Source organism: Streptomyces sp. NBC_00523, from assembly GCF_036346615.1.
GTDB lineage: Bacteria > Actinomycetota > Actinomycetes > Streptomycetales > Streptomycetaceae > Streptomyces.
Map to the genome: position 1 here is coordinate 185,361 of NZ_CP107836.1, position 13,089 is coordinate 198,449.

Annotated in this window: 11 protein-coding genes and 4 pseudogenes; 8 read left to right on the forward strand and 7 right to left on the reverse strand. The window is 68.1% G+C overall.

The annotated features are described in order from the left end of the window. Positions 1–191: 191 nt before the first annotated feature. The 4 genes and pseudogenes from OHS17_RS00890 to OHS17_RS00905 all read left to right on the forward strand — a co-directional run. Positions 192–809 (forward strand): annotated as a pseudogene (locus tag OHS17_RS00890) (IS701 family transposase); the annotation flags it as partial. A 294-nt stretch (positions 810–1,103) separates the two neighbouring features. Beyond that, positions 1,104–1,430: an STAS domain-containing protein gene (locus OHS17_RS00895; protein ID WP_330310585.1), complete on the forward strand. Its 327-nt coding sequence runs from the start codon at positions 1,104–1,106 to the stop codon at positions 1,428–1,430. A gap of 683 nt (positions 1,431–2,113) precedes the next feature. After that, entirely contained in the window at positions 2,114–3,802 is a 1,689-nt protein-coding gene (locus OHS17_RS00900; protein WP_330310586.1) for a chloride channel protein, read from the forward strand. A 354-nt stretch (positions 3,803–4,156) separates the two neighbouring features. Continuing rightward, the gene (locus tag OHS17_RS00905) at positions 4,157–4,666 is read left to right on the forward strand and encodes a translationally-controlled tumor protein (RefSeq protein ID WP_330310587.1); all 510 of its coding nucleotides are present in this window, start codon (positions 4,157–4,159) and stop codon (positions 4,664–4,666) included. A gap of 47 nt (positions 4,667–4,713) precedes the next feature. Here the strand turns inward: OHS17_RS00905 and OHS17_RS33820 are convergent. From OHS17_RS33820 to OHS17_RS00925, 5 genes and pseudogenes are all read right to left on the reverse strand, one after another. Then, positions 4,714–4,866 (reverse strand): annotated as a pseudogene (locus OHS17_RS33820) (IS110 family transposase); the annotation flags it as partial. Positions 4,867–5,299: 433 nt separating this feature from the next. Then, the gene (locus OHS17_RS00910; protein WP_330310588.1) at positions 5,300–7,486 is read right to left on the reverse strand and encodes a protein kinase domain-containing protein; all 2,187 of its coding nucleotides are present in this window, start codon (positions 7,484–7,486) and stop codon (positions 5,300–5,302) included. 124 nt (positions 7,487–7,610) lie between these two features. Then, a pseudogene (locus OHS17_RS00915) lies at positions 7,611–7,703 on the reverse strand (ATP-binding protein); the annotation flags it as partial. Positions 7,704–7,829: 126 nt separating this feature from the next. Beyond that, the gene (locus OHS17_RS00920; RefSeq protein WP_330310572.1) at positions 7,830–8,717 is read right to left on the reverse strand and encodes an IS3 family transposase; all 888 of its coding nucleotides are present in this window, start codon (positions 8,715–8,717) and stop codon (positions 7,830–7,832) included. Next, positions 8,714–9,013: a transposase gene (locus OHS17_RS00925; protein WP_073772198.1), complete on the reverse strand. Its 300-nt coding sequence runs from the start codon at positions 9,011–9,013 to the stop codon at positions 8,714–8,716. Before OHS17_RS00925 ends, OHS17_RS00920 begins: the two co-directional genes overlap by 4 nt. A 94-nt stretch (positions 9,014–9,107) precedes the next feature. Here OHS17_RS00925 and OHS17_RS33825 point away from each other — a divergent pair. After that, positions 9,108–9,797 (forward strand): annotated as a pseudogene (locus OHS17_RS33825) (IS5 family transposase); the annotation flags it as partial. 85 nt (positions 9,798–9,882) lie between these two features. Here OHS17_RS33825 and OHS17_RS00940 read toward each other — a convergent pair. Then, entirely contained in the window at positions 9,883–10,473 is a 591-nt protein-coding gene (locus OHS17_RS00940; protein ID WP_330310590.1) for a DUF1700 domain-containing protein, read from the reverse strand. Then, a complete protein-coding gene (locus OHS17_RS00945; protein WP_330310591.1) occupies positions 10,454–10,873 on the reverse strand; it encodes a PadR family transcriptional regulator in 420 nt (139 codons plus the stop codon). Before OHS17_RS00945 ends, OHS17_RS00940 begins: the two co-directional genes overlap by 20 nt. Positions 10,874–11,216: 343 nt before the next feature. Here OHS17_RS00945 and OHS17_RS00950 point away from each other — a divergent pair, with 343 nt between their 5' ends. The 3 genes from OHS17_RS00950 (at position 11,217) to OHS17_RS00960 (ending at position 13,025) form a co-directional block, all read left to right on the forward strand. Then, complete coding sequence (locus OHS17_RS00950) at positions 11,217–11,387, forward strand: helix-turn-helix domain-containing protein (protein ID WP_330315120.1); 171 nt, start codon at positions 11,217–11,219, stop codon at positions 11,385–11,387. Positions 11,388–11,716: 329 nt separating this feature from the next. Then, on the forward strand, positions 11,717–12,025 hold the full coding sequence (locus OHS17_RS00955) for a transposase family protein (RefSeq protein ID WP_330310592.1): 309 nt from the start codon (positions 11,717–11,719) through the stop codon (positions 12,023–12,025). A gap of 182 nt (positions 12,026–12,207) precedes the next feature. After that, positions 12,208–13,025, forward strand: a protein-coding gene (locus tag OHS17_RS00960) for an IS5 family transposase (protein WP_330315121.1) whose coding sequence is annotated in 2 segments (ribosomal slippage) — positions 12,208–12,556 and positions 12,556–13,025 — 819 coding nt in all. Because the reading frame shifts where the segments join, the coding sequence is not laid out codon by codon here. The last annotated feature ends 64 nt before the right edge of the window (positions 13,026–13,089 follow it).

The window sequence follows — 13,089 nt, forward strand, 5'->3', positions numbered from 1 at the left end:
CCACCTCGCACGGCACCGCGTCGGGTGCCGGGGCTTACCGGGCGGCCCGCAGGCCGCGAGCAGAACCGCTGAACACCGGGGTCCCGCACCGGCCAGGCGCCAAACGCTTACCGTTGTTCGACTGCTCAGCCGGGCGGATCGGCTCGAAAGGCGATCATGGCGATGTCGTCGCGCTTGTCGGAGAGCCTGTTTTGCAGAGTAAGGAGTTGGCTGCGGTCCGATGTGATCTGGAGGACTTCGCGGCGGAGATGTTCGAGCCGTTCGCGCGGGCGGATCAACGGCGGTGGGGCGGGGTCTATCTGCGGGGTCTGCTGCTGGACGGCGGGCGCAAGTCGGTGGAGCCGATGGCCGCCCGCCTGGGCGAGGAGGGTAACCGGCAGGCACTGGCCCACTTCGTTACCTCCAGCCCCTGGGATGCGGCGCATGTGCGGGCCCGGCTGGCCTGGCGCATGCAGCCGGTCATCAAACCCACCGCGCTGGTCATGGATGACACCGGGTTCCTCAGGGACGGAGACGCGTCCGCGTGCGTGACCCGGCAGTACACCGGCACCGCGGGCAAGGTCACCAACTGCCAGGCCGGCGTATCGCTTCACCTGGCTTCCAATGGCGCCTCGGCCGCGGTGAACTGGCGCCTGTTCCTGCCCGGGAGCTGGGATCCCGCCTCGCCGAAAGCCGATCCGGCCAAGGTCGCCCGCCGCGACAAGTGCGCCATTCCTGCCCAGGTGGGCCACGTCGAAAAGTGGCAGCTGGCCCTCGACATGATCGACGAGACGCGGCACTGGGGCATCGACGTGCCCCGGGTCATCGCCGCACCGCTGCGAGCCTCACGACCTGGAGCAGGACGAGACGGTGGCAGTGCCCAGGCCAGGCCGCTGGTTCCCGCACCCGCGGGGCACCTGAAACGACGGACCCTGGAAGACCAGGCATTGCGCCCCCGGGGGCCGCGCAGGTCAATGGCTGTATGAAGCAGGCGCCTTTCGACATGGCGCCCGACGGGTTCTCGATACTCTGCTGGCCTGGCGGAGGCAGACGAGGCCACCCGGCTGGACTCTCGTCATCCCCGCCACCAATCCACACACCCGGTCGGCAACGAATCATTCTGCATGAGCCCGCTTAACATCACACCGGACGAAACCCCCGCCGGCCCCGCACTGCACGTGGCTGGCGAACTCGACTACGCAAGTTCCGCCGCCCTGAGCCTTAGGACCGAGGCTCTTCATCTCTCCCCAGGGCAGCGCCTGATCGTCGACCTGTCAGGTGTGAACTTCTGCGACTCCACCGGCATCACCGCCCTCCTTGCTGCCCGCCAGCACGTGCAAGCGGCGGGCGCCACCCTGATCTTGGAGGCTGTGCCGACGCACCTGATACGCATCTTCACCCTGACCGGCCTGGACCAGGTCTTCACATGTCACCCCGGTGACCCAGCTTGACAGTTCGGTGAGGCGTTCGGACCGCGGGTTCTGGCCGGGCGGCGATCCGCTGGGCCACGTCGATCCCTACTGTGACCCGCCTACTGCAGTGGGGTCGACGACGCGGTCGAACAAGCCCGGGCCCCCGCAAGGCACTACTTGATACGCGGCGGAACCCTTCGCTGGGCTGCTTGCGGAAGCCGGGCGCACCGGGGAAGCCGTCACCCCCACCTGGCTCAACATCGCCTTCCTCCTGCTGGCCGCGCTCCTGATCGCCCGCTTCCTGCGCACCGGCGGCAGGGACATGCTGAGCATGATGGGCGGATCACCCAGTCCCCGGCAAGGGCAGTCCTAAGCCGTGTCCGGAAAGTCCCGCCGTTGCCCAGCCCGGAGGGCGTAAGCCCTTGTCGCCCACGAGTGCCTCCGGCAGCCCACCGGAATCACGATCTCCCTGGGCGAACCACGCTCAGCGATAGTGACGGTTCCCCCGGCCTTCCTCTTAGGGCCCGGCGAGGCACAAATTTGGACTGTGCAAAGATTGCATAGCCCAAATTTTTGAGTGCTCGCCTATGACCGCACACTCGCGCGCCGACGCAGAGGAAGAGAGGGAGCCCGTGACCAGTTCTTTCGCGACCACGAGTACGGACACCGCAATGTCTCGGTCCCCCCTTCGCGGGATGCTGGGGAGCGCTCCACTGGGTCTGATGGTGCTGGCCGTAGCCGTCGGTGCGGGCGCCGGTGCCGGATCCATCGTGTTCCGTTGGTGCATCGAGACCTTCACACGCTTCTTCTCCGGTCACACGGACTACGCCTCCGACCCCGGCAGCCCACATCCACATCTGGCCTGGCTGGGCCCGGGCTTCGTGGTGCTGGCCCCGGTGGTCGGCGGTCTGCTGTACGGACCACTGGTGAACCGGTTCGCCAAGGAAGCGCGGGGCCACGGCGTCCCCGAGGTCATGGTGGCGGTCGCCCAGCGGGGCGGGCGCATCAGCCCCAAGGTCGCCGTCGTCAAGACGCTCGCCTCCGCACTCACCATCGGCTCGGGGGGATCGGTGGGCCGGGAGGGGCCGATCGTCCAGATCGGTTCCGCGCTCGGCTCGACCCTCGGACGCGTGACGAAGGTGACGGAGGGCCGGATGAAGCTGCTGGTCGCCTGCGGCGCGGCCGGTGGCATCGCGGCGACGTTCAACGCCCCCTTGGCCGGTGTCTTCTTCGCCATGGAGCTCATCCTCGGCGCCTTCAGCGCGGAGGCGTTCGGCGCGGCGGTCCTCGCGAGCGTCACCGCCAGCGTGATCGGACGCGCGGCCTTCGGCGACACCGCCTTCCTCGACCTCCCCGCGTTCCACGTCGAGCACCTGGGCCAGTACGGACTGTTCGCGGTGCTCGGTGTCATCGCGGGTGCGGTAGGTGTCGGCTTCGCCCGCATCCTGTACGCGATCGAGGACGCGTGCGACTGGGCATGGCGCGGGCCGGAATGGCTGCGCCCGGCCGTGGGCGGCCTGGCCCTCGGACTGGTCCTTCTCGCCCTGCCCGAGATGTACGGCGTCGGATACCCCGTGCTCCAGCGGGCCACTGAAGGTGGATATGCCCTCGGCTTCCTGCTCCTGCTGATGGCCGGGAAGATGGTGGCAACCAGCGTGACGATCGGAATCGGCGGTTCGGGTGGGGTCTTCGCACCGAGTCTGTTCATCGGGGCCATGCTCGGGGCCGCCTTCGGAGCAGCGGCCGGCGACGTCATGCCCACGACCGCCGGCGCGGTCGGCGCCTACGCCCTCGTCGGCATGGGCGCCGTATTCGCCGGCTCCTCGCGGGCACCGATCACGGCGGTGGTCATCCTGTTCGAGCTCACCGGTGAGTACACGATCATCCTGCCGATGATGCTCGCCATCGTGCTGGCCACGGCCACCAGCCGAGTCCTCTCGCACGAGACGATCTACACCCTCAAACTACTCCGACGCGGCATAGACCTGACCCGCCCCGCACAAGGAGCGCAGATCGGTGGGCAGCAGGTCGCCGACGTCATGGAGGCACTCCCCCGAACCGTGCAGGCGAACAGCCCACTGAACGAGGCGTCAGGACTGCTCAGCCTATCGGGCCACGGGGCTCTCCCGGTCCTCGACGAGACGGGCGCCTACCTCGGGGTGGTCACGGCCCGGGCGGCGGCCGAGGCCCTCGCCCAGCAGCCGTCGGACGCCCCGACCGTCGTACGCCAGATAGTGGAACCGGCGCCCCGCGTCACCACGAACGACTCACTCGCCTCCGCGATGAAGAAGCTCGTCGACGTGTCCGGCACGGGGCTACCGGTGCTGGACGACCAGAGCGGCAGACCTCTTGGCTGGCTCAGCCATCAAGGAACGCTGCGCGCCCTGTCAGCCGTCCGGACGGTTCGGTGAGGACACCTGGACGTTCATGCCTTCGCTGGTGGGACGTGACCCACACCGACGCCACCTACGAGCGAACCGCGCAGCGACCGGTGCCCTGCCAGCGCATTGAACGGACGCCCGACCCCGATTCGTACGAACCTGGTGGTCGCACGTTGAATCTCGATGACTTGTCAACTGCTCGGGACCGCTGGGCTGGCTTGGGAGTTGAGGAGCTTCTGCGGCGGCCCTGAGGACCGGGAGCTGCCATGGTGCGAGGGCACCACGTTCGGGTGACAGTCCCACGAGGGCAGGGCGTCGGAATCGACCCGGGCCCGAATGATCACCTGTCCTGCATCCCCGGTCGTGATGAAAGTCAGTGATCCCGTGAAGATCTACAAGGATGTCCTCGGCTACAACAAGGACGAACTGTTCAGTGATGCGTTCCCCATCGAGGAACTCCCCGCTCTGTACGCGGTGACCGCCAAGATGGTCACCAGTGACCTCTCGGTCAAGATCGGTAACGGGTCTACCAGGAGCGCGGAGGGGGAGGATGACAGCGAGTACGGAGCCGGCACGATCCAGGTGATCACCCTGGTCGATTCCCACCGGTTACAGCGGACTGCGTTCGACAGGAAGAGCTACCTGACCTACCTGAAGGGCTACCTGTCGCAGGTCGAGAGCCACCTGAGGGAGAACGCACCGGGCGAGGTGGAGGAGTTCAAGAAGAGTGCGCAGGAAGCGGCCAAGGCCATGGTCGCCGACTTCGACAGCTACGACTTCTACCAGGGGGAGAACCTCGACGGCGACGGCAGGGTGGCCTTCGCCCGCCCGGTCGCGAACGACACGTGGACCTTCAACTTCTGGAAGCACGGCGTGCGAGCCGACCAGCACTGACTAACGGCGCCGCCCTTCACACCACCCCGCTTCCCCCTCGCAGCGATGGCTGCTGGTGGGGGCGGGGCCGGGGTGTAGAGGCGGCCATCGAGGAACATGGCCCACAACACGTCGACGCGGCGGCGGGCCAGAGCGAGGACGGCCTGGACGTGACGGAGCCCCTCGGAGCGCTTACGCAGGTAGAAGTCCCTGGAGAAGCCGGGTCCGTGGAGCCCGCCGCGCCGGCCGTGCAAATGCTGCGCCGGACCCGCCCGACGACGACGGCCAGGAGCACGAGCTGCTGCCCGACGCCGCCCGGCGAAGTTCACCGCCTCGCACGCGAGCGGCGCCGCGCGCCGGCCTCGCTGCGGAACGCCTGCCGACCATCCCAGTTGCCGACGACGGGCCGTTGTCACGGCCCGCCGGGCGCCGGGCCCTGGGCACCGGACCCGCCGCGCCTGCGGCGGTGACCACAGCGGCCGGGGCTGGCACGAGTGACCCCGCGCCGGCCCCGGCCGCTGTTCCGCGCTGCGGAGTGCTTCGGAAGCTGGTGCGTACGAATACCTGGTCGTCGTGTTCATGTCCACCTCGCCCCGGCGCATCGCCGGGTGGGCTTTCATCCAGGCAGGCGGGTACAGGGGCCAGCGACGGCCGTCAGTCCTCGTCGAACTGCGCCAGTTCGATCGTGTACAGGCGCCGCTTCTTGGGCCAGGTGCCGGTCTTGGGGTCCACCCGACTGTCGGCGCATACGGCGAAGACTAGATTGCCCAGGCAGCCGGTCCACAGGAGGTAGCTCTCCGGCACGGTGCGGACCGGGCCCCGCCGGCCTGTCGCGGGGTCGATACGCAGCAGCTTCACGCCGGCGGTAAGGACTTTGGCAATCAGCGGCGAGTCGGTGGCCGCCGCGGCCGCCGTGCCGGTGGTCGAGACGAACTCGTACAGGTCCTTGTGCCGCCAGCGTTCCTTGCCGTCTCGTGGGTCGAGGCCCACAAGGTAGCCCTCCTTGGCCTTCGCGTCGTACGCGTTGCCCACCACGGCGCCGCCCATGAGGACACCGCCGAAAAAGTCCTTTGGCGCGGACCACATCCTCCTGCCGTCCGTGGCCGACCACGCACCCTGCGCCCCAAGCAGCAGCCGGTGTTCCGGCACGACCCGGACGTCACCAAGGTCCCTATACGTCGTAACGAACCTTCCGTCCGAGGTGTCGAGGACGGTCAGTCCGGAGCCGCCGCTGAAGAAGGCCCGGCCGTCCACCGCGCCGACGAACGAGCGCTCGTCGCTCCCGCCTTCGGACGAGGCGTGCTGCCAGGTCCACAGCTTGCTCCCGGCCACCGGATCGAGTGCGATCCAGGCGCGCTCCTTGTCCCGTACGAACAGCAGCCCGCCCCCCGACTCCAACGAGGTGACCAGTGCAAGGTCTTCCTCCAGCATGTAGCGCCAGCGCTCTTCGCCCGTGGAGTGGTCAAGCGAGTAGACGTACGGCCCCAGGCCCACGTAGACGCACTCTGGAACCAGGACCGGAAACACACCACCCGATACGTCGTCGTCGCCGAGCGGCTCGAAAGACCAGCGGACCTCCCCCGTATCGGGCTCGAGGCAGCGCAGCTCTCCACCGTTCGCGGTGACGTACAAGGTGTCCTTGGTCATCGGGTACGTCGCGTCGATGTCGTCCGAGCCCCGCCAGCGCTCCTCCCCGGTCCTGACGTCGTACGCGACGAGGGAGTCGTCACCGTTCTGCCCCGTGATCACTGCCGAGTCGGCCACGGCGGTCGGTATCCGGAGCGTCTGCTTGCGCCAGCGATATGTCGCCTCCCCGCCGCCATTACCGTTGCCGGAATCCCCGTCAAGGACATTCGGTACTACGACGATCGCAGTCGTGGAAACAGCCACGAGGCCAACTGCCCCGACCAGCAATGTCCGCCGGGACACCGGACGCTCCGCGGGGCTGGCGGCGCGCGGCAGGGCAGCCGGTATCGGGGGTGCCAGGGGCCGCCCCGTCGTCTCCTCCGCCCCCAGCTCCCGCGCGATCGCCCCGAGCCGCGCCACAGTTGCGGCGGCAGAGTCGGGGCGGTGCTCCGGGGACTTGGAGAGCAGTTCGGCGACCAGGAGGTCCAGGTCGACTGGCACTCCGGGCCGGTGCGCGGAGGGCGGGTCGGGGACTTCCTGGGCATGGGCGACGATCTGGGCCAATGCGTCCCGGTCGCCGAAAGGCGGCTTTCCGGCCAGGAGCTGGTGGAGCAGACAGCCCAACGAGTACAGATCGGAGGCCGGCCCCACCTCCTCCCCTCGCGCCTGTTCTGGTGACATCCAGGGCGCGCTGCCCAGTACGCCACCTGCCTGGCTGAGCCGGTCCAGGCCGAGATCGCGGTGGAACCAGGCGATGCCGAAGTCGAGGACACGGACCGTGCCATCCGGGCCGAGGACGGCATTCGCGGGCTTGATGTCGCGGTGGACGATGCCCGCGCCGTGCGCTGCCTCCAGGGCAACGCAAATCTGCCGGGCCCAGTCCACGGCATGCACAATAGCGGGCGGGCCCTCGGCGGCCAGGACCCGGTCGAGAGCGCGGCCCGGAGCGAGGGCCATGACAATGAAGAGCGTGTCACCATCCTGGCCGAAGTCGTGCACGGTAACAACGTGTTGACTGTCTGACAGCCCCGCCGCAGCTCGCGCCTCGCGCTCGAGCCGGGCGGCGGCCTGCTCGGTGACGCCAGGCCCGGCGACGGTCTTGACCGCGACCTCCCGGTGCAGCACAAGGTCCTCGGCCAGCCACACGACACCCATCCCGCCCTCGCCGAGCCGCTCGGTCAGCCGGTAGCGCCCTGACAGCACGGCCTCCGCCACTGGTCCCTCCCCTTCGCTCCGCAACCCACCCATGTATGTACGCCGTCACAAGTTCCCGCGGTTGCACGCTACGGGAGAGACGAGGTGGATTGGGGCAAACCAATGAGCAACGAGCCTTTTCCGTGACGTCGCAGTGGTGGAGGAGTCGGTCGATGGCGGTGGCCAGGACCTCGTCGCCGAAGGCCTGGCCCCACTCGCTGAAGGTCTTGTTCGTGGTCGCAGTCGGCGTCAAGGCTGTGGAGGATGACGGTGAACCGGGTGGCGGTGTAGGCGACCAATCAAATAGCCGACATCGTGAAGACTGCCCTCGTGAAGCTTCCCCGTGATCTTGGACACTCGATGGCTATGCCGCGAGGGTGTGTCGGTGCCGTTGGCGGGTCTCGGCCGGGGTGAGGTAGCCGAAGAACTTGTGTCTGCGCAGTCGGCGCCGGTTGTAGAACGTCTCGATGAAATCGAAAACGTCGGCACGGGCGGTGGCCCGGTCAGGCCAGACGCGGGTGCCGATCTCTTCTTTGAGCAGGGCCCAGAAACTCTCCGCGGCGGCGTTGTCGAAGCAGGACCCGGTGCGTCCGCAGCTCTGGCGGAGTTCCAACTCCCTTATTCGGTTCTGGAATCGGGTCGAGGTGTACTCGCTGCCGCGGTCGCTGTGGATCACGCAGCCGGGTTGCAGTCCACCGCGGCCGTGGGCCATGCCGAGTGCATCGACGACGAGATCGGCCCGGTGGTGATCGGCCATCGAGTAACCGACGACCTCGCGGGTGGCCAGGTCGAGCCAGCAGGCGAGGTAGAGCCAACCCTCGCCGGTGGGCAGGGCGGTGATGTCGCCGACCAGTTTCGTGCCGGGCGTCTCGGCGTGGAATTCGCGGCCGATCAGGTCCGGTGCCGGCCTGGCCTTCCTGTCCGCTCGTGTCAGCGAACGGCGCTTGCGGCGGGTCACGCCCTGGATGTCGTGCTCGCGCATGAGACGGGCGACCCGCTTACGGTTCACTGCCCGTCCCAGACGCCGCAGTTCGGCATGGACGCGCGGGACGCCATAAGTCTGGCGCGAGCCGACGTGGATCACGGTGATCTCGTGCACCAGGGCCTGGTCGGCGGCCCGGCGGGCGGCCCGGGGCTTTGCCGCGGCGAGCCAGGCATAGAACGAGGAACGGGCCACCTTGAGCAGGCGGCAGAGGAAAGCGACGCCGTGGGTGGTCTTCTCCGCCTCGATGAACGCGTACGTGTCGTTCACCGATCGCTCTCCTTCGCGAAGAAGACCGCGGCTTTTCGCAGGACCTCGATCGTCTTGGCCTGCTCGGCGTTCTGCCGACGCAGGCGCTTGAGCTCCTCGCGCTCGGCGGTCGTGAGTTCTCCCGGGGCGCCCTCGCCACGGTCGGCCTTGGCCTGGCGGTACCAGCCGCGCAGGGACTCCGAGCTGATGCCGAGCTCCCGGGCGACGGCGGTGACCGTCTTGCCCGTGGAGTCGACGAGCGCAATGGCGTCCCTCTTGAACTCCGCGGTGTACCGCTTCGTGTACTTGCTTCCCACCTGGTGCTACTTCCTCTGGAACCTCAGGTCCCAGTCTCCAGGTGTCCACGACCAAGGGGAAGGTTCATCGTCCTTCACGACGCCTCAGCCTGAGGTGGGGCGCGGAGAGCTGACGGATGCGACGTGGCAGCGGATATCGCCGCTGCTGCCAGGTGTTGACGGGCGGGGTCGTCCGTGGCGGGATCACCCGCAGGTGATCAATGGGGTGCTGTGGCGATTGCGCACGGGTGCTCCGTGGCGTGACCTGCCAGAACGCTTCGGGCCGCGGCAGACGATCTATGAGCGGTTCTCCCGCTGGGAGGTGGACGGGACCTGGGCCCGTCTACTCGAGGAGGTCCAGGTCGACGACGACTGGATCGGAGCGGTGGAGTGGACCGTGTCGGTCGACTCCACGGCCAACCGTGCTCACCAGCACGCCGCCGGCGCCCGAAAATAGGGGCACCGGCGGGGGACGCACTGGAAGATCCGGCACGCGCGGCGGCTGACCAGGCGCCCGGCCGGTCCCGCGGCGGGCTGACCACCAAGGTCACACCGGACCTTCGCCGGGCGACCGGGCTCGTCCTGCCAGCAAGCACCACTTGATGCCGACCCGCATGGCAGTCCGCTGGTCGTCTCGCTGACCAGCGGAAATCGGCACGATGTCACGCAGCTGATGCCCCTGCTGGACGCGGTACCCCGCATTCGGGGCGTTCGCGGCCGGCCACGTCACCGACCAGGCCGGCTGTTCGCCGACCGCGGCAATGACTGCGACGAGAACCGTCGGCTTCTCCGGGGCCGCAGCGTCACACCGAAGTTCGCCCGAAATGGCACCACACCGGTTGCCGGCCGAGTCGGGCACCGCCAGCACATTCCGTTGACGGCCAGGACGCTCAGCGGCGGCGGTTCCGCCACAGCCATCCGGTGCCGGCCAGCGTCAGAAGGAAAACCACGGTGATGAGCGTCCAGCGCGCCACGGGTTCCGCAGAACTGCCGTGGTGGGGAACCGGGGAGACGTACCACACGATTTTCGCGAGGACCGGGACGATGACGGTCAGGGCCAGTCCGGTCCCTTTCTGGGCCGCCGTCCAGTAGCGGGCCCGGCACACGATCACGACCGCGGCAATCATGGCGGCGATGCTGAGCAAGGAGAGGACGATGTTCTCGAGGTACGGCAGCACCTCGCTCGCCACCAGAAGGGCAAGCGGCAGCCATACCGGGGAGCGGCGGCGACCGGGGGCCGTGGCCGGTGCGGCCGGGATCCCGCCGAGTTCCTGGCGGGCGGTCTCTGCTATCGCGCGCGGATCGCCCATCTCGCGCAGGATTTCGTGCACGCTGCCGGGCCGTTCGGCGAGCGCGACCGCGATGTGTTCACCGAGGTCGGCGATGAGCTCCTGACGAGCAGCGGCCGGCAGCATCGACGTCTCGCGTTCGACTGCCGACAAGTACTCACGCGTCAGCGTTTCATCGGTCTTCGTCTTCAAGGTGGCGCCCTTCCTTACGCATCCCGGGCCCCTTGCCCGGGATGACGAGGCCGTCGACTGCGTTCCGGAACCCCGGCCAGACGGCGGCGAACCGGGCAAGGGCGGCATGACCCGCCTCGGACAGCTCGTAGTAGCGCCGCGGTGGCCCGGACGCCGACTCGCGCCAGGTGGTGACGACGAGTTCCTCCCGCCGCAGCCGCGACAGCAGCGGATAGACCGTGCCCTGGCCCGTCGCCAGCGCCCCCGTCTCCTCCAGTTCGTGCAGCAGCTGGACCCCGTACTTCGCCTCGTCCCGCATGAGCGCGAGCACGCAGTACTCCAGGACGCCCTTGAGCAACTGGCTCTCGATCCTGCCCGGGGTCCGGTCGCTCGGCTTTTCACTTGCCTTGCCGGGTTCCATGCAATGCATGGTACCAGGATCCAGGTCGCTTCCACACTGCACGCACCCGAGGAGGACTCCCCTGTGGCCGTGACCGCCGTCCGTCGATCCACGACAGGTATAGGCGTACGGTCCGAGCACGCCTTGGAACTCGCGCCTTTGAACAGCTCGTGGTTGCTCTAACGAGCTCGTGCATGGTTGGCGGTAGCGTGTCGAGACCTTGATCGTTGATCATGATCCCTGGGTGGGAAACCGGACGTGTGCGGGGTTCATCCGTAGCCAGCGGATCACCGGGCTGACGCCCGACGTGATCGCAGAACTCGTTGCTGAACTTGGCCCGTTGTGGCATGAGCGACACCAGGCCGTGCCGACGTCACGACCCCGCCGCCGGACCGTCGGTGCCGGGGCCAAGCACAAGCTCGTCTTCGTCGACCGACTGTTGGCCACGCTGGCGCACCTCCGTCATGGCGCCACGCACGACATGCTGGCCTGCTGGTTCGGTGGCGATCGCTCCACCATTACGCGTGCGATCTGAAGTGCGGCCCCTGCTCGCCGAGCGGGGCTGCACCGTCGCGCCCGGCATCCGGCTACGCACACTCGCCGAAGTCATCGACCATCTCGGCGCGAGCGGACAGACCGGGATCATCGACGGCTCAGAGGTCCGGGTGTGTTGTCCAGCAACCGGGCGCAAGGGCCGGGAGAAGTTCATTTCCGGCAAGAACAGGCGGAACGCCGTGAAGTCGATGGTCGTCACGGACACCATAGGGCGGTTGCTGTTTCGCAGTCCGGCCGAGCCGGCCAGCTGCACGGACATCACGCGCGCCGGAAGTTGGGCCTGGTCGGGCTACTGGCCGACGGGCCCCCGTGGAGATCCTGGCCGATGGCGGCTACCAGGTACTGGGTGCACAGACCGGCGGGCGCGTGGTGACGCCACCGCACCGCAAGTTCACAAAGAACCCGCCCGAGTGGTACGAGGAGATGCACCACCGGCAGCGCAAGGCACACTCTTCACGCCGCATCCAGGTCGAGCACGGCATCAGCCACCTGAAGAACTGGCGACCCCTCGCGCGGCACCACGGCCGCCGAGAACACATGAGCGACACCATCAAGGCCGTCGCCGGACTGCTCTCCCACCAGCAGGTTGCCACCATCGCCAACGGTACGCGAACGTGAACACAACCGGCTGGCCCGCAGTCCTCGACCCGCTACCGCCAACCATGCACGAGCTCGCTAGCGCTGTACCCACCACGTCCCCGCTGCACCGGTGGCTGTGGTGATCAGGCCGACGAGCCACCCGGGGAAGTGCTGCACGGTTAAGACCGCGTCCTATGCGGCGCTGGCTCGTTGGGCTCGTCATGGGGCGGGGTACGTGGAGTTGGATTGTTCCGGACGGGCTGTGGGAGTTCGCGGAGCCGCTGATCCTGCCGTCGAAGGTGCGGCCGCAGGGCGGCGGGACGCAGGACATGCCTGATGAGACGCTGTTCGCCGCGATCGTCTACGTGCTGGTCAGCGGGTGTGCCTGGCGGGCGCTGCCGCCGTGCTTCGGGATATCGAAGTCGACGGCCCACCGCAGGTTCCTGATCTGGTCAAGAGCCGGCGTCTGGGGCCGGCTCCACAAGGAGATCCTGCACCGCCTGGACGATGCAGCCCTCCTCGACCTGTCCCGCGCGGTCCTGGACTCCGCGCACGTGAGGGCTAAGAAAGGGGCGAACTCACAGGACCGAGCCCCGTGGACCGGGGCAAGCCGGGTTCCAAGATGCACGTCCTGTCGGACGCGAACGGACTGCCCCTCCTTGTCGGCCTCTCCGCGGCAAACACCCACGACAGCCTCGCCCTGAAGCCCATGATCACAGGTCACCAAACGAGACACGACCCCCACCGCGGCCGCTACTTCAAGCCCCGGCGCCTCCACGCAGACAAGGCATACGACGTCCCTCACCTGCGGAAATGGTTATGGGGCAAGCACATCGGCGTCCGCATCGCCCGCAAGAGCATCGAGTCCAGCGAACGATTGGGGCGCCGACGATGGGTCATCGAACGCACGATGTCCTGGCTGACCAGCTACCGCAGACTCAACCACCGCTACGAACGCGATTCCCGCAACTACCTGGCCTTACTCGGCCTCGCCGCCACCCTCTGCTGCTACAAACGACTCGCCCGTCTCACCACATAGGACACGGTCTTAACGCGCCGGAGGCCGGGATGCTCTGGGCGCACGGCGGGGAGGCGTGGGAGGC